The sequence below is a fragment of the Salegentibacter maritimus genome (genome assembly GCF_016236975.1).
GTDB lineage: Bacteria > Bacteroidota > Bacteroidia > Flavobacteriales > Flavobacteriaceae > Salegentibacter > Salegentibacter maritimus.
This window is the reverse complement of record NZ_JAEHNY010000007.1, coordinates 126,880-146,619: the sequence shown is the minus strand read 5'-3', so window position 1 is coordinate 146,619 and position 19,740 is coordinate 126,880. Positions and strand designations below refer to the sequence as shown.

General features: G+C 36.7%; 19 protein-coding genes and 1 tRNA gene. 6 read left to right on the top strand and 14 right to left on the bottom strand.

All coding sequences use genetic code 11. The features are described 5' to 3' along the window. Window positions 1-16: 16 nt before the first annotated feature. From I6U50_RS09385 to I6U50_RS09360, 6 genes are all read right to left on the bottom strand, one after another. The gene (locus I6U50_RS09385) at window positions 17-418 is read right to left on the bottom strand and encodes a hypothetical protein (RefSeq protein ID WP_198638653.1); all 402 of its coding nucleotides are present in this window, start codon (window positions 416-418) and stop codon (window positions 17-19) included. A gap of 48 nt (window positions 419-466) precedes the next feature. Further along, complete coding sequence (locus I6U50_RS09380) at window positions 467-901, bottom strand: RDD family protein (protein ID WP_193711826.1); 435 nt, start codon at window positions 899-901, stop codon at window positions 467-469. Window positions 902-1,380: 479 nt separating this feature from the next. Continuing rightward, window positions 1,381-1,917, bottom strand: coding sequence for a 2'-5' RNA ligase family protein (locus tag I6U50_RS09375; RefSeq protein ID WP_198638652.1), 537 nt, complete (start codon window positions 1,915-1,917; stop codon window positions 1,381-1,383). Window positions 1,918-2,004: 87 nt separating this feature from the next. Continuing rightward, window positions 2,005-2,382 carry a hypothetical protein gene (locus I6U50_RS09370; RefSeq protein ID WP_198638651.1) on the bottom strand — a complete coding sequence of 126 codons (378 nt, stop codon included), beginning with the start codon at window positions 2,380-2,382 and terminating at the stop codon, window positions 2,005-2,007. Between the two features lie 6 nt (window positions 2,383-2,388). Then, window positions 2,389-3,621 carry a diaminopimelate decarboxylase gene (lysA, locus tag I6U50_RS09365; protein ID WP_193711823.1) on the bottom strand — a complete coding sequence of 411 codons (1,233 nt, stop codon included), beginning with the start codon at window positions 3,619-3,621 and terminating at the stop codon, window positions 2,389-2,391. A gap of 120 nt (window positions 3,622-3,741) precedes the next feature. Next, window positions 3,742-4,914: an MFS transporter gene (locus I6U50_RS09360; protein WP_198638650.1), complete on the bottom strand. Its 1,173-nt coding sequence runs from the start codon at window positions 4,912-4,914 to the stop codon at window positions 3,742-3,744. Window positions 4,915-5,273: 359 nt separating this feature from the next. Here I6U50_RS09360 and sucC point away from each other — a divergent pair, with 359 nt between their 5' ends. Then, window positions 5,274-6,467 (top strand): ADP-forming succinate--CoA ligase subunit beta, encoded by a 1,194-nt coding sequence (gene sucC / locus I6U50_RS09355; protein WP_193711821.1) that lies wholly within the window; start codon window positions 5,274-5,276, stop codon window positions 6,465-6,467. Between the two features lie 328 nt (window positions 6,468-6,795). After that, the gene (locus tag I6U50_RS09350; protein WP_198628112.1) at window positions 6,796-7,128 is read left to right on the top strand and encodes a hypothetical protein; all 333 of its coding nucleotides are present in this window, start codon (window positions 6,796-6,798) and stop codon (window positions 7,126-7,128) included. Between the two features lie 74 nt (window positions 7,129-7,202). On the opposite strand, the gene I6U50_RS09345 is transcribed toward I6U50_RS09350, so the two are convergent. The 6 genes from I6U50_RS09345 to I6U50_RS09320 form a co-directional block, all read right to left on the bottom strand. Further along, window positions 7,203-8,012 (bottom strand): MBL fold metallo-hydrolase, encoded by an 810-nt coding sequence (locus tag I6U50_RS09345; protein WP_198638649.1) that lies wholly within the window; start codon window positions 8,010-8,012, stop codon window positions 7,203-7,205. 63 nt (window positions 8,013-8,075) lie between these two features. Next, the gene (locus tag I6U50_RS09340; RefSeq protein WP_198638648.1) at window positions 8,076-8,534 is read right to left on the bottom strand and encodes a GNAT family N-acetyltransferase; all 459 of its coding nucleotides are present in this window, start codon (window positions 8,532-8,534) and stop codon (window positions 8,076-8,078) included. 31 nt (window positions 8,535-8,565) lie between these two features. Continuing rightward, window positions 8,566-9,573, bottom strand: a complete 1,008-nt coding sequence (locus tag I6U50_RS09335) for a formimidoylglutamase (RefSeq protein WP_198638647.1) — start codon at window positions 9,571-9,573, stop codon at window positions 8,566-8,568. Then, entirely contained in the window at window positions 9,573-10,811 is a 1,239-nt protein-coding gene (gene hutI, locus I6U50_RS09330; protein ID WP_198638646.1) for an imidazolonepropionase, read from the bottom strand. The genes I6U50_RS09335 and hutI overlap by 1 nt, the downstream gene beginning before the upstream one ends. A 425-nt stretch (window positions 10,812-11,236) precedes the next feature. After that, window positions 11,237-11,989, bottom strand: a complete 753-nt coding sequence (locus I6U50_RS09325) for an SAM-dependent methyltransferase (protein ID WP_198638645.1) — start codon at window positions 11,987-11,989, stop codon at window positions 11,237-11,239. A gap of 267 nt (window positions 11,990-12,256) precedes the next feature. After that, window positions 12,257-13,306, bottom strand: a complete 1,050-nt coding sequence (locus tag I6U50_RS09320; RefSeq protein ID WP_198638644.1) for an NAD(P)-dependent alcohol dehydrogenase — start codon at window positions 13,304-13,306, stop codon at window positions 12,257-12,259. Window positions 13,307-13,487: 181 nt separating this feature from the next. Here I6U50_RS09320 and I6U50_RS09315 point away from each other — a divergent pair, with 181 nt between their 5' ends. The 4 genes from I6U50_RS09315 to mazG all read left to right on the top strand — a co-directional run bounded on the left by I6U50_RS09315 (window position 13,488) and on the right by mazG (window position 16,741). Further along, on the top strand, window positions 13,488-14,642 hold the full coding sequence (locus I6U50_RS09315; protein ID WP_198638643.1) for a trans-sulfuration enzyme family protein: 1,155 nt from the start codon (window positions 13,488-13,490) through the stop codon (window positions 14,640-14,642). A 76-nt stretch (window positions 14,643-14,718) separates the two neighbouring features. Continuing rightward, a complete protein-coding gene (gene bshB1, locus I6U50_RS09310; protein WP_198638642.1) occupies window positions 14,719-15,435 on the top strand; it encodes a bacillithiol biosynthesis deacetylase BshB1 in 717 nt (238 codons plus the stop codon). Window positions 15,436-15,574: 139 nt separating this feature from the next. Beyond that, window positions 15,575-15,650: transfer RNA gene (locus I6U50_RS09305), tRNA-His, on the top strand. Between the two features lie 317 nt (window positions 15,651-15,967). Further along, window positions 15,968-16,741 carry a nucleoside triphosphate pyrophosphohydrolase gene (gene mazG, locus I6U50_RS09300; protein ID WP_193711812.1) on the top strand — a complete coding sequence of 258 codons (774 nt, stop codon included), beginning with the start codon at window positions 15,968-15,970 and terminating at the stop codon, window positions 16,739-16,741. Between the two features lie 67 nt (window positions 16,742-16,808). Here the strand turns inward: mazG and I6U50_RS09295 are convergent, their stop codons facing one another. Both I6U50_RS09295 and I6U50_RS09290 read right to left on the bottom strand, forming a co-directional pair. Beyond that, the gene (locus I6U50_RS09295; protein WP_198638641.1) at window positions 16,809-17,435 is read right to left on the bottom strand and encodes a class I SAM-dependent methyltransferase; all 627 of its coding nucleotides are present in this window, start codon (window positions 17,433-17,435) and stop codon (window positions 16,809-16,811) included. An 11-nt stretch (window positions 17,436-17,446) separates the two neighbouring features. Continuing rightward, window positions 17,447-19,693, bottom strand: a complete 2,247-nt coding sequence (locus tag I6U50_RS09290; RefSeq protein WP_198638640.1) for a DUF349 domain-containing protein — start codon at window positions 19,691-19,693, stop codon at window positions 17,447-17,449. Window positions 19,694-19,740: the final 47 nt, after the last annotated feature.

The following is a 19,740-nucleotide window of genomic DNA, read 5'->3' as shown; positions in this document are numbered from 1 at the left end:
GATTGATGTGGTGTTTTTAGATGTTCTTTTCTTGTTCGAGTTTTAGTTCAATTTCTTCTAAAACCTTGTTGAGCTTATAAAAAGACTCCTCTTCAATTATATCTTTGTTGATTTTTATCTTCTTGCTTTTTGTTTCCAGGATATAACTTTTCTCAAGCTTTACAATAGTCTCAATTTCATTAAGTTTTACACTTTTTGGAAAGATAGAGTTTTTGGTTAGGTTATTCTTGTCTATGCTAAGGTATTGATGCTTCCTTTCATAATACCAAACGGCTAATTGTAGTAGGCCAAAAATAATCCAGCTAAAATAAATTAGCGAAAAATTGTTTAGGGGAACTAGAATAATTCCAATTGCTAAAAAGCCTATTCCAAAATAAAGTTGATAATTAAGCCTTTTCTTTTTATAATATATAATCACGGTTTAGGATATTTTTAAAGGTGAATTATTAAAATTTCTGTGGATAATTTAAACCTTCTCAACCACTAAAGTTTTGGATAGTTTATCATAAAGATTCTGTTTTTTATCATCCCAAAGCAACCAAATAAGAGGAATTAACAGGTAGCCCAATACATATTTAAGCATTTCTCTAATGGCACCTTCCTGCCCTTTATTTATATCTTTACCGGTTTCAGCAGAAATAACTTTTAGATCAAAAATACGATGGCCTAGATTTCCTGAGAAAATGGGATAGAAAATGGCGCCTACAATTAATCCCGTGACTGCTGAAATCGGGATGTCTATAAGCTCTAAATCCTGCTCCCAGTAATAGCTAAAAGATTTCCCAAATAGTAGGTAAATGCCAATTATTACAATTGTATATAATACCCCTTCTGTAATTGTGGCTGCCAGTCTTTTGCCTCTTGAGGCCAGTTTATAGCCGTGAACTTCTTCTTGTTTCATATATTATTATATAAATTACAAAGTAATTGTTACAGTTTTAAAAAAACAGCAAGCCAGACTTTGGAATAAAAATAAATTTAGTCCCAGGACGGTAGCTGCCAACTGTATTTTTTCTCAATAATAGAGATTTATACCGATAGGTGTGGCGATTGAGAGGCTTTCACCGCAATCGAAAACAGCTATCGACTTGATATGTTGTTGGCTTGCCACCAGGTCATTTACTTTTTATAGTAAGACTTTAAAAGGAATCGAGTAGGTAAATTATAATCATTATAATTTCGATGCCCCGGTAATTTTAGAAAAATAAATACTTTTTTGCAAGCTATGCCAAAGTTTCCCCAGTTTAAAAGTAAGCTACACTCAAATATTATTTTTTAGAATAAATGCTTTAGAGCAATTTATTGTCTTCATAATTGTTTTTGTAATAAGTGACCAAAAATAATAAAATGTTATACAAATAACTAAAATATAGAAATGGATCAATTAAAATAAATATCGATACAATTTTCCCAAACTTTGCCATTATGTTTTAAAAGGCTAAAGTTCTTAACCGAAAAGGAATCAGTGAATTTACGTGTTTTAAAATCTGCCCAGGCTTTGGGAAATTCTTTATAATGAAGATCGCGAGATGCGATGCTAATATGGGGGTGGATTTTAGAAAAAGTTTCGTGCTTTTTAAAGCTGAAATTTTTATGAAGAATTGCTTGTAAATCCTTGTGCAGGTTAATAAGTTCTTTATGGTCTTCAATATTTATAAAAATTACTTTTTGACTAAATCTTCCAAAATCTTTTAATTCCACCTGAAAATTGTTTTGGGTTTCGGCAAAACCCTGTAAAGCTTCTATGAGTTTTTCTTCTTCGGTTTCCGGAATCTTAAATGGAATTTGCAGCGTAATATGCGCCGGGAGTTTTAGTGCATGTTTTGCCTCATATTTTTCGGCAATCTCCAGCTTCAGCGATTTTATTCGCATACTTATTTCTTCCGGGAGTGTTATGGCTATAAAATACAGTGGCATTTCAGTTGAAATTGCGATTAAACCTGCTTTAATTTCCGAAGAAAATTTTAGAAAACACTTTAATTACCTGCAAAAACTCACACAGCTTTAAAACCGATTTTTTTCAGCAATAAAAACGCTTGTCTTATTACAATAATAGATAATCAAACCAAAGGTAAACAGCAGTAAATTTTGTGCCAGGCTGTTTACCATTAAATTTAAATCGTCTCCAGTGACTACTTTTATAAGTTTTCCAATTATGGAAAGTCCGGGGCCAATCATCATTATAATAGCCCAAAAGTGTATGGCCGTTTTTGCCAGTTTGTGCTTATTAAATAGTAGGTATAAAAGTGCTAATTCTATAACTACTGCAATTAGTCCCATGAGATTGCCGGTAACAACCATATAGGTGTTCCATATTAGTAAAAGAAAGATATAAGTAATTAGGAGCCAGTAAAACCACTTATTTTTGAAAACCGCTTCCACGAGGACTTATTTTGCAGCTTTTTTTGCTGGTACCTCTAAATCTATAATTTTTTGATGTCTTAATAAATCTTCAAAGCTTTCGCGTTCTCTAATTAAATGTGCTTTGCCGTTATACCATAATACTTCGGCAGGACGGTAGCGGGAATTAAAATTACTGGCCATAGAAAAAGAATAGGCGCCGGCATTGCTAAACGCCAAAATATCGCCTTCAGTAATTTCGGCAATCCTACGATTGTTTGCAAAAGTATCGGTTTCACAAATATAACCTACCACCGAGTAAAACCTGAATTTCCCATCGGGATTGGAAATATTGTGAATGTCGTGATGTGAGCCATAAAACATTGGGCGGATTAGATGATTAAAACCTGTGTCTACCCCGGCAAAAACGGTAGAAGTGGTTTGTTTTATCACGTTTACTTTAGTTAAAAACTTTCCTGCTTCACTAACCAAAAATTTTCCCGGTTCAAAAACAAGGGTTAACTCCCGGCCATATTCTTTACAGAAATTCTTAAAACGTTCGCTTAGTTTTTCTCCCAGTTCTTCTATATCAGTCTCAATGTCATTTTCGCGGTAAGGCACTTTAAATCCGCTTCCAAAATCAAGAAATTCAAGATTTTTAAAGTTTTTAGCCGAATCAAAAAGAATTTCAGAAGCACGCAGAAAAACTTCAATATCAAGAATATCACTTCCCGTGTGCATATGAATCCCATTTATGGTCATTCCTGTATTTTCAACTATGCGCAACAAAAGTGGCATTTGGTGAATAGAAATTCCAAACTTAGAATCTACGTGGCCTACCGAAATTTTAGAATTACCACCTGCTAAAATATGCGGATTTATACGTATACATACGGGAACCTCGGGGTGTTTGGCCCCAAATTGTTCTAAAATAGAAAGGTTATCTATGTTGATTTGTACACCCAGTCGTACCACCTGTTCAATCTCTTCCAGGGAAACCCCGTTTGGAGTGTAAATAATATCTTTTGGCGTAACCCCCGCTTCCAATGCAAGCCTAACCTCTTGTATAGAAACGGTATCCATACCGCTCCCCAGGGAGTTTAGATATTTTAAGATAGAAATATTAGAAAGAGCCTTCACTGCATAGTGAATACGTAAATCTTTAATTTCTGAAAATGCACTTTTTAGTCGGTTGTACTGAAAAGCAATCTTTTCAGCATCATACACATATACGGGGCTTCCAAATTCCCGGGCAACAGCTAGTAAATCTTGATTAGTCATAACAGCTAAAAAATTAGTTGGCAAAAAAGAGGAGAAATTTCAACTTCCACAAACACAAGCTCCAAAAATAACGAATTCTTTGAAATTGTTAAGATTATAGAAAAACATCTTTTATGGCTCTTAGCTCACTGCAGCTAGTTCAATTTTTCTTTTTCTTCTAATAAGAATAATAACTATAGCAATAAAAACTCCCATTCCTGCCATCACAGCTCCTACTAAAGAAGCAGCGGTGAAACTATATCCAAAAGCAATGGGGAGACCGGCAAAATAAGCTCCCGAAGCGTTTCCCATATTAAAAGCGCTTTGGTTCATAGAAGATCCAAGGCTTTCTGAACCTTTAGCCGAGTTGATCATAACCATTTGTATAGGCGTAGAAAGGCAAAAAGCGATCGTAGCAATAAGGAATGTCATTACTAAAATTGCGATTTGATTTTCGGCTACGTAGGCATTGGTAATTAATGCTAAAGCCATTAGAACCATGCTCATCAATACTGCGTAAATAGGAGAAAATCTTTCGGCGAGTTTGGCGCCAATAAGGTTACCTATTACCATGCCCAATCCTGCTAAAATCATAACATAGCTTACAATTCCTTCTGGATGGCCGGCCACTTTGGTAAGTAATGGCGCAATATAACTATACCAGGCAAAAAAGCCCCCGGTGCCAATAGTAGTAAGTAAAATAACCATCCATAGTTCACCGCGTTTTAGTACTTTAAGGTCTTTTTTTATTCCTTCAGAAGAAGATTTTGGTAATTCGGGCATCCATAATTTTATACTGGTAATAGCCATTAAGCCTACTACACCAACCAACATAAAGGAAAGGTTCCAACTAAAGTTTTGTCCCAAATAAGTGCCCAGGGGGACCCCAATAACATTCGCCATGGTTAAGCCCGTAAACATGGTAGCAATTGCCCTGGCAGCTTTGCCCGGTCTGGCCAATTGCCCGGCAACTACAGCACCAATTCCAAAGAATGCACCGTGGGGTAGACCAGATAAAAACCGGGAAACCAATAAAAGCTCATAAGAATTTGCAAAAGCCGAAAGCGAGTTAAATAGGGTAAACCACAGCATAAGAAGAAATAGGGTTTTATGTGCCGGCCATTTACTTCCAAAAGCGGTTAATAAAGGGGCGCCAATTACGACACCCAAAGCATAGGCTGAAATAAAATGCCCTGCCTGCGGAATACTAATATCTAATGCCGAAGCTACTTCCGGGAGGATTCCCATTATTACAAATTCTGTCATTCCAATACCAAAACCTCCAATGGCCAGGGCAAAAAGTGCTTTATTCATTTCTAGTTTCAGATTTTAACAAGCGGCAAAAGTAATGGGAGTAGTGCTAATAAAATATAAAATCACGCAAAATCTACGATAAGCTTATAGTGCTTACATACCAGTAATAGCTTGCTTTTTTAAAATGACTTCCTTAATAAAAAGCTAAATTTTACAGGATAAATGAAATTCTGTAGCTCGGGTTACCAACTTGAAATTCAAAACTTTCTTCAATTAGATAGCTTGTGAGCTCGTTGCGAGCGAGTTTAGCCGAAAAATAGATTATAGAAGAGTATGGGATATCCTAAAAAAGATTGGTACAATAGCTATACATTTGTTACTTTTGCTAACCATAAAAAATACTGAAGAAATAGCTGATTATGAACATACACGAATATCAAGGAAAGGAAATTTTAAGCAGTTTTGGCGTACGTATTCAACGTGGCCTGGTTGCGCATAATGCAAAAGAGGCTGTAGACGCTGCTAAGGAGTTAACCGAACAAACCGGTACCGGGTGGCACGTTATTAAGGCTCAGGTACACGCAGGTGGCCGTGGAAAAGGTGGAGGTGTAAAACTAGCCAAGAACCTAAAGGAAGTTGAAGAAGTTGCAGGAGACATTATTGGGATGAACCTGGTAACGCCGCAAACTTCTGCCGAGGGTAAAAAAGTACATCAGGTTTTAATTGCCGAAGATGTGTATTATCCAGGAGATAGCGAACCCGAAGAATATTATATGTCTGTATTGCTTAACCGTGCCACAGGACGTAACATGATTATGTATTCTACCGAAGGAGGAGTGGATATTGAAACTGTAGCCGAAGAAACTCCGCATTTGATTTTTACCGAAGAGATAGATCCTGCTACCGGATTAATGCCTTTTCAGGCTAGAAGAATAGCTTTTAACCTTAAGTTAAGCGGTGCTGCTTTTAAAGAGATGACCAAATTTGTGATGTCGCTTTACAAAGCATTTGAAAAATCTGATTCTTCACTTTTTGAAATCAACCCGGTTTTAAAAACAAGTGATGATAAAATTCTTGCAGTAGATGCAAAAGTAACCCTTGATGATAACGCGCTTTTCCGTCATAAAGACTATGCTGAAATGCGTGACATTCGTGAGGAAAATCAAACTGAAGTTGAAGCCAAAGAAGTTGGACTTAACTATGTAGACCTTGATGGTAATGTGGGCTGTATGGTAAATGGCGCCGGACTTGCCATGGCTACTATGGACCTTATTAAACAAGCGGGAGGAGAGCCGGCAAACTTCCTTGACGTTGGTGGTACAGCTGATGCGAAAAGAGTAGAAGAAGCTTTTCGTTTAATCTTAAAAGATGAGAAAGTAGAAGCTATCCTGGTAAATATCTTTGGAGGTATAGTTCGTTGTGACCGTGTGGCACAGGGAATTGTAGATGCATATAAGAATATGGGAGACGCGGTTAACGTGCCAATTATTGTACGTTTACAGGGTACCAATGCTGATATTGCCAAGAAATTAATTGACGATAGCGGATTTAAGATCCACTCGGCAGTGCAATTCCAGGAAGCAGCAGATAAAGTACAGGAAGTACTTAAATAATATATTTTTCAGGATTAGTTATCCTGATTAAATAAGGACTGTCTAAAGTTTGATTTTGACTGTCTGAGAAGTTTTACAATTCGTCATTCTGTCCCGAAAGCTTTCGGGACTATTTCAGAATCTAAGTTGATAAGAATTTTTAGAGGCTGAAATAGGTTTAGCTTGACGTATAAGAAAGTTTTTCCGGATAGTTATAACATATCAAACCTTAGACAGTTTTTTTTATGCCTAATTTTTATTTGTTAAAGTGTGTTAAAAATAATATAAGCCTGTAACATATAGAGTTTTAAGTTGGTCTTTAATATGTATAACCTTAAAATTTTATATTATGAAAACTTTAAAATTCGTATTATGTGCTTTAGCCATTAGCGCCGGAACTTTACTTCACGCTGCTCCTGAAAAATCAACTGAAACTTCTGTAGCTTTTAATAAGGAGATTCAGCAATTATTAAAAAATATTGATCTTGAAGTAAGTGAAGATGTGGAGGCTTATTTAATAGTTAGATTTAACTGTAAAAATGAAATGGAGGTGCTTTATGTAGGATCAAAAAACGCTGAGGCCCGTAAGAAAATCAAAAAATGTTTAAATAATAAAGAGATAAAAACTGTTTTAGATCCATCTGTAGAAAATTATAAGCTTCCTATAAGGCTGAAAGCTTAAAAGTTGCTTCAATCAAAAAATGAAAAAGAATAAAAAAACCCGGCTCATCACCGGGTTTTCGTTTTTTAGAATTTCTATTTTTCTTTGTCTGGATACCAATCCAACATTTCTACTTCAATTTCCGGGTTTCCTTTGTTCACCAGGGTTTTAAACTTTTCTATATCAGCAAAACCATCTTTACCTCTAAAATGATAAGGAATTACCTTTTTTGGGGCAAAAGCCAGCACTCCATCGGCGGCAGCTTCTACCGTCATGGTATAAGGTAAATTCATAGGAATTAAAGCCAAATCTATATTTTCCAGGTTTCGCATTTCAGGAATATCTTCGGTATCTCCGGCTATATAAAGCCGCTTACCATTCTTTTCCAGCACATATCCATTACCGCGCCCTTTGGTATGAAAAGCCTCAGGGTCTTCCGGTAAGTTATACATGGGAATGGCTTCAATATTAAAGTCCATCACTTTTGTGTTAGCTCCATTTTTCAAAGTCTCCAAAATTGTATCTAATTCCTTAGGTAGGTTTTCTTTTACAGCCTTTGGTACAATAACAGGAATCTCTTTAAGATTTAGAGCTTGCAAAGTCTCAGCACTCATATGGTCTCCGTGAATATCGGTTATAAGAATGAAATCTGGCTTTTCCATTCCTTTAAATGCCTCAGCACCTCCTACAGGGTCTATATAAAAAGTCGCGTCGCCCCAATTTATTACGGCAGTAGCGTGAGAGATGGGGGTAATGTTTATAGATGCTGTTTCCTCTTCATCTTGTTGCTGACTTATTTTAGAGGAATTTTCTGTTTCTGCTAAGGGGTTTTCGTCTTTTTTACCTTCATTTTTACAGCCGGAAAATAAAATTCCAAAGCTAATTAGTGTTAGTAAGTATTTCATATTTAGTTGTTTTCTATTAAAAATAAGGAACGACGACCAAAATAGCTTAAGATTTGTAAAACTTTAAGAAAGGTTCAGGCGCATTTTAATGTCTCCACGAGAATAGGGGTTGTTTTCTCCCATGGGAATTTCTTTAAATCCATATTTCTCATAAATATAGATTGCGTTTTCAAGCTTTCGGTTTGAAAATATAATAAGCTGATCCCAATTTTGTTTGGCTGCAAACTCTAAGGTATGCTCCATTAATTTCTGCCCTATTTTCTTTCCCTGGTGTTCAGGGCTAATTGCCATTTTAGTAAGCTCAAAAATTCCTTCCTCAATTTTCATAAGGGCCACACAGCCAATTATTTTTCCTTCTTCTTTTACTAAAAAAATTGTACCCCCTGGGTCTATAATGTGTTTTTGTGGATTTCCTAATACTTCTTGATCCTGAGGCTCTACCCAAAAATATTCTTCTAACCAGGCAATATTTAGAGCTTTAAAATCAGTAGCGTAAACTGGACTGTATGCGATTATTTTCATTTTTAAATTACATTTTTTATTTGGGCAGGGGTTAATTGTTTGTTTTCTCTATAAAGTCGGTAACAAAATATGATAGGGCTTTTCCTACTTGTGCCGGATTATGGGATCCAGGAGCAGCTTCACAAATGTGTAAATACTTGCAATTTTTTTCTTTAGAACTAAGTTGAAGAAAACTTCTAAGCGTATTTAGATCGAAGCCTGAAGGCGATTGTGCACTGCTTGGGAAGTTTATAATTGCATCGCAATCTACTTCTAAACCAAAGGCATCTTTATTTATAAACTCCAGCTGAGAACTAAAGGCTCTTAATATTTTCTGGCGGGATTGCGAAATAAGATCGTCAAAAAGACAAAATTTAATATGGGAGTTTGCTTTTAACTCGTTAAAAATATATTGAGGTGTATAGTTTTTATGTAAACCAAAAATTGCATATTTCTGCAGGAATCCATTGTGTTTGGCAAAGCTAAAACCGTTGCCACTATGTCTATGCTCTAATTTTCTAAGATCGGTATGTGCGTCTATGTTTAAAACATTAATCGGGTTTTTTAGAGCCCTGGAAGTGCCTTTTATATTTCCAAAAGCGTTGTTGTGGCCACCCCCTATAATTATGGGAGTTTTACCTGCAGCAACTATTTTTTCTACAAGCAAGCTTACTTTTTTATCTATTTCTGATACGAGGTCACCAAGTTTCACAAAATAATTAGGATCACTAGCATCTATATTGGCTGCTTTTTGCATTTCGCCTTTACACTCAATTTCACCAAGGAGTAAAATATTCTTAGCATTGGTAAAAACATTCTCCTGTATATTCAAAAAAGAACTTAAAAAAACTTCCCAGGCTTTGGAAGCACCGGGTTTTCCGTAATTAGCCCTAATCCCAATATCTTCCGGAATCCCAACAAGCACAAACTTAGCTTTGCTGTTTGTAATTTCTTCCAGATTTTCAATAAAAGCGATTTTTTCGCCTAAGCGCGTCTCGCCTTCTCTTCTGGAAATTAACTTTTCTATGGTTTTGTAAGCGTATAATTTCAAAACTTCCATTAGCCTACAATTTTCCCGTTAATAAAAACCGATTCTATAGCATTAGTGCCAAAGGCATAGGGCAGATAGGTATAAGACGGAATTTCTTTAGTAAGTATAAAATTGGCTTTTTTGCCCCTGGTAATGCTTCCGTGGGTTTTGCTGAGGTCCATTGCGTAAGCACCGTTTATAGTAGCTGCATTTATGGCCTCTTCGGGGGTCATTTTCATTTTTATGCATGCCAGGGAAACTACCAGGTTCATATTTCCGCTTGGGGTGCTTCCCGGATTAAAATCGCTTGCAAGTGCTAATGGCAATCCTGCATCCAGCATTTTACGCGCCGGGGTGTAGGGAATACTAAGAAATAATGAGCAAGAGGGAAGCGCAACCGGCATAGTATCAGTTCCTTTTAAACTTTCAATATCTTCAGGTCGCATTACCTCTAAATGGTCTACACTTAAAGCATCATACTCAATACCCGCCTGAATACCACCAATAGCATGAAATTGATTGACATGTATTTTGGGTTTTAAGCTAAATTTTTTCGCTGCTGAAAGTAGTTTATGTGTATCATCAACGCTGAAATATCCTTTTTCACAAAAAATATCTATATATTCTACCAGGTTTTCTTTGGCAACTTTTGGTAAGATTTTTTCAATTACCAGGTCCATATAAGCATCCGGGTTTTCTTTGTATTCCCTTGGGATAGCGTGTGCACCCAAAAATGTTGCTTTAATTGGAAGGGCGTAATTTTCCTGAAGCTTTTTTATTACCCGAAGCATTTTTAGCTCACCTTCTTCGGTTAATCCGTAACCCGATTTAATTTCAACCGCACCGGTACCCAGTTTTATTACTTCTTCCAGCCTTTTAGCAGATTGCCGGTAGACTTCTTCTTCTGAAGTTTCCTGTAGGGTTTTGGCAGAGTTTAAAATCCCGCCACCGCGATTAGCTATTTCTTCGTATGAAAGTCCGTTAATACGGTCTGCGAATTCCTGCTCCCTATTGCCGGCATAGACGATATGCGTGTGAGAATCGCACCATCCGGGCAGGATTATCTTTCCTTTGGCATCAATAGTTTTATCTACTTCAAGTTTAGGTAGTGAAGACATTTCACCATAATTGGCAATCGTATCATTTTCAATAAGCAACCAGGCATTTTTAATAGTTGGCAACTCTTTCATTTCGGCACCAGATAATTTGGTAATGTTGTCTTCCCTTATTTGAAGAAGTTCTTTTATGTTGATAAATAATTGTTTCATTGTGGTTTGTTTTTGTGTAGGTTTTATGCCGATTTTCGGCCTTAAACAAATATAAAAACTAAGCCGGGAAAACCGACTTTTAACTACAAACAAAAAAGCTTACAGAAAAATCTTTTTTAATTATAAAAGCGTTTTTAATTTCTTAGTTGACACAAGTAAAAATACTTGTCGAAAAAAAAATCGTCACCTTAAATTAAATCAGGGTGACGAATTATAAAAGTATACTAACGGTTAGTATATGGCAAGTAGGGCAGTAGAAAGCGATAAACTTTCAAGTTTGCACTGAGCCAAAACGTTGTATTTTGTTTTTAATTTATTCATTCTTAAAAGCCAAATCAACGATTTGGCGGTGTTTGTTAAGAGCACTGAACTTGCGTAAACCACCGAAAGCCCTATTTGCTATATACAGTGTTGTGTGCTGCCTTTTATTCATTTTTTCGAGCTATGTAAAACCCGTAACTGTAATAATCCTTGAATTTTTGATACAAGTCGATTTCAGCTTGATTATCTTCAACTACTTTTCTTGCAAGTTCTGAATTGTTGTGACGTTTCAGAAAGTTCTCAAATCTTGCTTGCATAGGCTTGTAATAGGTCTCAATCCAACTGTCTTGACTTAAATAAAAATACCCAACAAGGGAATAACCATTATTTTCCAATTGTTTGATTTTGTTTGAAGCAACATTGATTTCTGGATATTCAGATTTCCAAAATTCTTCAATTTCTTTTGGTCGAGTTTGGGTTATCCAAGTGATTTCACTTACAGCCAAATAGCCACCGACTTTCAAATAGTCCTTCCATTTTTTAAGTCCGTTTTCAAATCCAATGTTGTAAATCGCTCCTTCGGACCAAATGAGGTCAAATTCGCCTTCGGTAAATGGCAAATCGTCCATTGATTTTTCAAGCGTTAAGATTTTGTCTGTCAATCCTAAATTTTGAGATTTTTGGTTGAGTTCATTTAAAAACTCTGGAAACAAGTCAACTGCGGTTATTTGTCCGTTTAAGTTTTTGGCAAGTGAAATCGTCTGTCCACCTGAACCACAACCAATATCAGCCACTTTCAATTTTTGGTCAGACGGTAAATTCAAAATTTCAAGTGCTTTCAGCGTGTCGTTTTCGCTTCCTGGTCCTTGTCTCTCGGAATTTTTATGTAAGTCAATTATTAGTTCTAATTCTGTCACTTGTTCGTTTTTTTAGGTTGCACACAACTCGGGTTAAGCCCAAGAGACATTGCTTGGAAACAAATTTTAATTTTGAGCTAAGCCTTGGGCTATTATATCTTTTAGCGGTGCTAATAAAGTAATTTTTGATTCACACCTAATATAGAATTTGTTTTATAGCTTGCCCCGATTTCTATCGGAGATCTAAGTAGCATATTAGAAGCTGAAACCTACCGTACGTTTAGCCGGGCAGGTTTCAGCTTGATGCTACTAAAACTTTTGGAAACTCTAATTTTTTAGGGATTTCATATCTATTACGAAGCGATATTTAACATCAGATTTTACAACTCTGTCAAAAGCTTCATTTATATTTTGCATATCAATCATTTCAATATCTGAAACAATATTATGTTTCCCACAAAAATCCAGCATTTCCTGTGTTTCTTTAATTCCGCCAATTACCGAACCGGCAATACGTTTTCGCCCGGTAATTAATCCGCCTCCATGCACCGGGTCTAGCGGTTCAATGGCTCCTACCAGTACCATGGTGGCATCTCGTTTTAACAAAGCTACATAAGGATTCATATCATGACCAACCGGAACGGTATTCAACAGAAAATCGAAAGTACCGGCCTGTTTTTTCATGTCTTCTTCGTTTTTAGAGATCAGTACTTCATCGGCACCCAATTTTTTGGCGTCTTCAGATTTTGAAGGAGAAGTAGTAATCATAACTACGTGTGCTCCCATGGCATGGGCAAATTTTACTCCCATATGCCCAAGTCCGCCTAAGCCTATTACACCAACTTTATCTCCTTTTTTTACATTCCAATGCCGTAATGGAGAATAAGTAGTAATACCTGCACAAAGTAATGGGGCAGCAGCTTTAGCGTCTATATTTTCCGGTACTTTAAGTACAAATTCTTTATCCACTACAATTTGTTCGGCGTAACCTCCAAAGGTATGTCCTCCCAAATGTTTGTCTTTGCTATTGTAAGTTAAAGTAGCCCCGTTTTCACAAAATTGTTCCAGGTCTTCCTTACAGGAATCACATTCCTGGCAGGAATCTACCATACAACCAACCCCTACAAGGTCTCCCTCTTTAAAGTTGTTTACGTTTTCTCCAACCTGGGTAACACGGCCTATAATTTCGTGCCCGGGTACTACAGGGTATACAGAATTTTTCCAGTCGTTTCTAACCTGGTGTATATCACTATGGCAAACCCCACAGTAGTCTATTTCAATCTTTACATCGTTGGGGGTTATTTCCCTGCGCTCAATATCTAAGGCTTCTAAATTGGCATCGCTGGCTTGCGCACCAAATGCTTTTACTTTACTCATAATCATTCAATTTTTCTTAAAGATAAAGAATTGATGGCGCAATTATTAATAGGATAATTGCTTTAACTTTATTTAACTTTTGTTTTAAAAAATAATTCTTTCAACACAGGAAACAGCTTTAAAACCCGAAGTATTTAGATTATTTATTTTTACATTAGGGCGAATTTTGAATGTATTATAAATGACAAAGAAAAATCCGGGATTAAATACCATTTGTACCCATATTGGAGAATTGGAAGACAAGCAGTTTAAGGGTGCAGTTTCGCCCTTATATATGGCTACTTCTTATGCTTTTGAAGATGTAGAGGTAAAACGTTACCCGCGTTATTTTAACACGCCAAATCAGGTAGCTTTAGCTCAAAAAATGGCAGCTTTAGAGCACGCTGAAGCCGCTTTGATCTTTGGTAGCGGTATGGCTGCAGTAAGTACCGCTCTTTTGGCTTTTGCACAAAAGGGAGACCACGTGGTGTTTCAAAATACGCTTTACGGGGGAACCAGTAATTTAGTGACAGAAGAGTTTGAGAAATTCGGGATGGAATATTCTTTTACAAAAGACGCTACACCTGAATCTTTTGAAGCTGAAATAAAAGAGAATACCAGGGTGATTTATATTGAGACACCTTCAAATCCCTTACTTACCGTAACCGATATAAAAGCAATTGCCGAAATTGCTAAAAAACATAACCTGGTAAGTATGATAGATAATACTTTTGCTTCGCCGGTAAACCAGAACCCTATAGATTTTGGGATAGATATTGTTTTGCATTCGGCTACAAAATATATGGGTGGCCATAGCGATATTCTTGCGGGAACTGCCATAGGTTCAGAAAAGCATATAGACAGGGTTTTTCAATTGGCTAAGAATTTTGGCGGAAGTTTAAGTGATTTTACGGTTTGGATGTTAGAAAGAAGCTTAAAAACCATGGGCTTGCGCGTGCGTGCGCAAAATGAAAATGCGCTTGAATTAGCTAAGTTTCTTGAAGAGCATAAGGATATTTCCAGGGTTTATTATCCGGGATTAGCATCGCATCCAGATCATAACCTTGCTAAAGCCCAAATGAAAGGTTTTGGAGGGATGATGTCTTTTGAATTACGCGAAGGTTTGGATTATGATCTTTTTCAGAAAAAATTAAAACTTATAAAATCTTCTATGAGCCTTGCGGGTGTAGAATCAACTATACTTTTACCAGCAAAAACATCACACGGGTTGCTTTCTCCTGAAGAACGGGAAGCCCAGGGAATCAAAGATGGCTTAATGCGATTTTCTGTGGGAATAGAGGAGAAGGAAGATTTAATAGAAGACCTGGGACAGGCTTTAAAGGAAATACAAGCTTAGAAATACGAGATGTAAAGTTTGAAAGATTAACTTAAAATTAGATTTCCGCGGCAGCGGAAATGACAAAGTAAATATTATGAAATTAGATATATTGGCTATAGGTGCGCATCCAGATGATGTAGAGCTAAGTTGCGCCGGTACTATAGCAAAAGAAGTAGATAGAGGAAAGAAAGTAGGAATTTTAGATCTTACCCGTGGCGAGTTGGGCACCCGGGGCACAGCTGAGACCAGAGACCAGGAAGCTAAAAATGCGGCTAAAATTTTAGGCGTTTCTGTTCGGGAAAACCTTGAATTTAGTGATGCTTTTTTTATGAATAACGCTGCACATCAGCTGGAAATAATAAAAATATTAAGAAAATATCGTCCGGAAATTGTGTTGTGTAATGCGATAGATGATAGGCATATAGATCATGGAAAAGGAGCAAAACTAACCAGTGATGCGTGTTTTTTAAGCGGACTTCGTAAAATTGAAACCATATATGAGGGAGAAAGCCAGCAAGAATGGCGGCCAAAGCATGTATATCATTATATTCAATGGAAAAATCTAAAGCCCGATGTAGTAGTTGATATTTCGGGATATATCGATAGAAAGATGGCGTCGGTAAAAGCCTACAGAACCCAGTTTTACGATGAGGATTCCAAGGAGCCCGAAACGCCAATTTCCAGTAGTAACTTTTTAGAAAGTATTACTTACAGGGCAAGAGACCTGGGAAGGCTTATTAATACCGAACACGCCGAAGGCTATACGGTAGAACGCTACCCTGCTGTAGATTCTATTTTCGATTTAATTTAAAAAATACTTTTTAGCTAAATTGTTCGTTTAAAGCTTTTTATAATTGTTGCTCAAAAATAAACTTGAATTTCAATTTAATATTGATTTTTTTCTTTGGGAAATTGCTAAAATAGCTTACATTTGCAACCGCAATTAAAATGGTGGTTGTAGCTCAGCTGGTTAGAGCGCCGGATTGTGGTTCCGGAGGTCGCCGGTTCGAAACCGGTCTTCCACCCTTTATTCAGCCCTTCGGAAACGAAGGGCTTTTTTATTTTTTAGAGTTGAGGTTTTGAATATTACGGTTGAGAAGCCTGTCCCGATTGGAGTTCCTGGAACGGAATATCGTGAAAACCGGTCTTCCTCCCTTTATTCAAGCTTTCAGGTTGCTGACCAGAAGCTTCGGGATTGTTTTAGCATTTTTTAAGCCTTGAATTCGATGAGCTTATATTCTGAAATTAATTCAGAATGCCGATTTCAAGTATTTATTTCCCGCCTAAGATTCTAAAATCCTATTAGCAATCCTTATTTTTGCCAAAATCAAAATTCTTATTTCATGAACTCCAGAGAAGCACAGCTAAAAGCATTTGATCGTTTATTAACTATTATGGACGAGCTTAGGGAGCAATGCCCCTGGGACAGGAAGCAAACCATGGAGTCGCTAAGGCACCTTACTATTGAGGAGACTTACGAGCTTGGAGATGCGATTTTGGATAAAGATCTGGAAGAAGTTAGAAAAGAATTGGGCGACCTGTTGCTTCACCTGGTTTTTTATGCGAAAATAGGTAGCGAAAGCGAGGATTTTGATATTGCCGATGTAGCTAATGGTATTTGTGACAAACTAATAGACCGTCATCCGCATATTTATGGAGATGTTAAAGTAACCGATGAAGCCGAAGTTAAAAAGAACTGGGAAAACCTAAAGTTGAAGGAAGGTAAAAAAAGTGTATTGGAAGGCGTACCACGTTCCCTGCCGGCTGTAGTAAAAGCCAGTAGAATTCAGGAGAAAGTTGCCGGGGTAGGATTTGATTGGGAAAAGCCCGAGCAGGTTTTTGAAAAACTTCAGGAAGAATTAGGGGAATTACAGCACGAGATAAATACAGCCAATAAGGATAAAATGGAAGCCGAATTTGGCGATGTGATGTTCTCTATGATAAATTATGCCAGGTTTCTTGGAATAAACCCCGAAAATGCCCTGGAACGAACCAATAAAAAGTTTATAAACCGATTTCAATATCTGGAAGAGAAAGCCAAAGAACAAAATAAAGCTTTAAAAGATATGAGCTTGGCTGAAATGGATGTCTTTTGGAACGAGGCCAAGTTGAAGTAATTCTTCTTCAGTTTTATTCTTATTTTGCTCTAAATTTTGAGAAATAACTATCAAGGGCTTTCTTGGTCTATTTACTAAAAACAATAGAATCAGCCCTAATTTCCAGGCCTGAAAAACCTAAATTCTCTTTTATCCACTTCAAACTTTTTTCAGTATAGAAAAAGACGTGCGTGGCGTCGTTTTTATAATACCAGTTATTAAAATCAATTTTATCTGAATAGAGAGCGGTTTTACAGTAGAGTTTTCCTCCCGGTTTTAAAAGAGATGCCAGTGTTTTAAATTCTTCTTTCGGTTTATAGAAATGCTCCATCACTTCACAGCATATTATAAAGTGATATTGTGACTTTAGAGCCTCTTTGTTGGGGTGAAAATACGGGTCGTATAAAGTAGTTTTATAGCCTGCTTTTTCTAATTGAATACTAATTACGGGGCCTGTTCCACAACCATAATCAAGGCCGTTATCCTCTGGAGAAAAATCCTGAAGAATACGGGAAGTTATAGGTTTAACAAAATCCTGGTAACCGGTGTTTTCTACATCATTGTTATGGGTAAGGTAGCGTGCCTCTTCTGCTTTTTTGGAAATATAATATTCAGGTAATAGTTGAATGCTCCCACAATGGGTGCATTCAACAAATTCCCTGTTTTTATCTGACCAAGATTTTTTAGTTGCTCCCTTACAAAGAAGACAATTCATAGCTGCCGTGCTTAGTAGAGTGATTTGATTTTACGCAGCTTTTCTTTCCAAATCTCAAGCTGTTCTTTTTGGGCGGCTATATTTTTATGAACATCCTGTACCAGCGGGTTATCTTCATCTACATTAGAGAAAAACTGTAAGTTATTCTCCAACTGTCTAATTTCAGCCTTTGTTTCTTCTATTTTCTTAGTTAGGAAATAATGTTCGTTACGAAGTTTTTTATCGTCATCGGCATCGTTTAAAGCCTGTACCTTATTTTCATATTTAAGCATTTCGGCCTTGGTATGATCTACATCAAGCTTATTGAAAAGTTGATCTAAAGCCTTATTGAATTTTCCTTCAATAAAACGCTTGTTATAAGGTACTGATCCTAAATTTTTCCAGTCTTCGATAAACTGTTTTATTTTAGGCAGGTCTTCTTTTTTATCGCCACTAAGTTCAAAAGATTTAACCTGTTCCAGGAGGTCTTTTTTCTTGTCGAAAGCTTCAAATTCTTCTTTGTTCTCTTCTTTGCGCGTTTCGTGCAGGCGTTCAAAATAGTGATTACAGGCTGCTTTAAACTGTTTCCAAACCTTATCGCTATCTTTTCTTGGAACATGGCCTATTTTCTTCCAATCTGCCTGTATTTTTTTCATTAAAGGCGTCACGGTTTTAAAATCCTCACTATCCTTGTTGTCTTCAGCAATTTGAATAAGCTCTTTTTTCTTCTCGAGATTATCGTATTGTTGCTTTTTAAGGTTCTTATAGAAAGCATTTTTATTACGGTTAAATCGGCGAACACTTTGTTTAAAATCAGTCCAGGTTTCTTCATTCTTATTGCGTGGAACCTTACCTGCATTAAAGAACGCTTCCCTTAGTGCTTCAATCTCTTTAATCTTCTGTTGCCACTTGTTATGGCCTTTATATTCTTCAGCTGCAATTGCTTTTATCTTTTCGATAATAGCCTGCTTGGCTTTCCAGTTTTCTTCGTAACGCTCATCTAAGGTATTAAAATACTCCTGGCGTTTATCGTGGATTTGCTTGGTAGCATTGCTAAATCGGTTCCAGATATCTTCCCGAAATTCTTTGGCAACAGGTCCAAGTTCTTCTTTCCACATTTTATGAAGCATTTGCAGCTCCCTAAACGCACGGTTTATGTCATTTTCCTGTGCTAATTCCTCAGCGCGGTCAATAACCTTTAATTTTTGATCTAAATTGTGTTTAAAATCCAGATCCCTAAACTCGCGGTTTAAATGAAGAAAATCATAAAAATTCTCTACATGATGGTGATAAGTGTTCCAAACATCGTTGTATTTTTCTCTTGGAATTGGTCCCGCAACGCGCCAGCTGTCCTGAAGATCTTTAAAATGCTTGTAGGTGGTATTTATATTTTCTTCCACATCTATAAGCCCCTTTAACTCTTCAATAATTTCCAGGCGTTTGGAAAGATTTTTATTAAGGTCTTGTTTAAGTTGCTTATAATAATTATTGCGTTTCTCCCTATAATCAAAATAAAGGGAATTGAAACGCTTTTTAAGTGGGGTAGAGTAGTGGAAGTCTATAATATTACCGCCATCGGCAAGAAATTCTTCTTTCTTCTCCTCTTCCTCTTCATTAAACTTGGCATTAAATTCGGCACGAATTTCAATAACGTGATCTTTAATGGCCTGTACCTTTTCATTTTTAAGCAAAGTTTCAAATTCATCTACCAATTGCTCTTTGCTCATCGCATGGTAATCTTTCTTCGGAATATTGTGCCGTTCTGCCTTAGATTCATCTTCACTATCTTCGGCAACCGAGTTATCTATATGTTCCTGATGGTGTTTAGAGTCTCTTTCTTCCTCTTCAGAAGTTTTTTCATGATCATCATTATCATCTTCAAGAGTCTTATTTTCTACTTCAGATTCAGACTGATTTTCTTCTTGCGGCCGGGTTTGTTTTCGGCTTTCCTCCAGAATAGCATCATTATCATCATCTTCTTCGCTATTGGCTTTATTTTCTTCTGAAGTGTTCTTTTTATCACTGGCTTCTGCAATCATGGCATCTTCCAGTTTATCGTCTTCAGTTTTGATTTCAGAAGCAGTTTCTGCAGGTTCAACCACCGTATTATCTGTGGGCTTGGTTGTTTCGTTTTCAGACTTTTCAGAAAATGATTGTTCTGCTACATTTTCATCCCGGTTTTCTACCTGTTGCTTTTCGTTATTCCGAGTTTTTTCAGAATTTTTGGCAGCTTCATTAGAAAACTCCTCTTTATTTTTATCATCTTCTTGCTGAGACATATCTTTCAATGTTAAGGTTCTTGTAAATTAATTAGGCTGAAAGATAG

Coding starts and splice junctions, on each gene's coding strand:
- I6U50_RS09380 (WP_193711826.1), bottom strand. CDS start 901: ATGAAACAAGAAGAAGTTCACGGCTATAAACTGGCCTCAAGAGGCAAA.
- I6U50_RS09375 (WP_198638652.1), bottom strand. CDS start 1,917: ATGCCACTGTATTTTATAGCCATAACACTCCCGGAAGAAATAAGTATG.
- lysA (WP_193711823.1), bottom strand. CDS start 3,621: ATGACTAATCAAGATTTACTAGCTGTTGCCCGGGAATTTGGAAGCCCC.
- I6U50_RS09360 (WP_198638650.1), bottom strand. CDS start 4,914: ATGAATAAAGCACTTTTTGCCCTGGCCATTGGAGGTTTTGGTATTGGA.
- sucC (WP_193711821.1), top strand. CDS start 5,274: ATGAACATACACGAATATCAAGGAAAGGAAATTTTAAGCAGTTTTGGC.
- I6U50_RS09350 (WP_198628112.1), top strand. CDS start 6,796: ATGAAAACTTTAAAATTCGTATTATGTGCTTTAGCCATTAGCGCCGGA.
- I6U50_RS09345 (WP_198638649.1), bottom strand. CDS start 8,012: ATGAAATACTTACTAACACTAATTAGCTTTGGAATTTTATTTTCCGGC.
- I6U50_RS09340 (WP_198638648.1), bottom strand. CDS start 8,534: ATGAAAATAATCGCATACAGTCCAGTTTACGCTACTGATTTTAAAGCT.
- I6U50_RS09335 (WP_198638647.1), bottom strand. CDS start 9,573: ATGGAAGTTTTGAAATTATACGCTTACAAAACCATAGAAAAGTTAATT.
- hutI (WP_198638646.1), bottom strand. CDS start 10,811: ATGAAACAATTATTTATCAACATAAAAGAACTTCTTCAAATAAGGGAA.
- I6U50_RS09320 (WP_198638644.1), bottom strand. CDS start 13,306: ATGAGTAAAGTAAAAGCATTTGGTGCGCAAGCCAGCGATGCCAATTTA.
- I6U50_RS09315 (WP_198638643.1), top strand. CDS start 13,488: ATGACAAAGAAAAATCCGGGATTAAATACCATTTGTACCCATATTGGA.
- bshB1 (WP_198638642.1), top strand. CDS start 14,719: ATGAAATTAGATATATTGGCTATAGGTGCGCATCCAGATGATGTAGAG.
- mazG (WP_193711812.1), top strand. CDS start 15,968: ATGAACTCCAGAGAAGCACAGCTAAAAGCATTTGATCGTTTATTAACT.
- I6U50_RS09295 (WP_198638641.1), bottom strand. CDS start 17,435: ATGAATTGTCTTCTTTGTAAGGGAGCAACTAAAAAATCTTGGTCAGAT.
- I6U50_RS09290 (WP_198638640.1), bottom strand. CDS start 19,693: ATGTCTCAGCAAGAAGATGATAAAAATAAAGAGGAGTTTTCTAATGAA.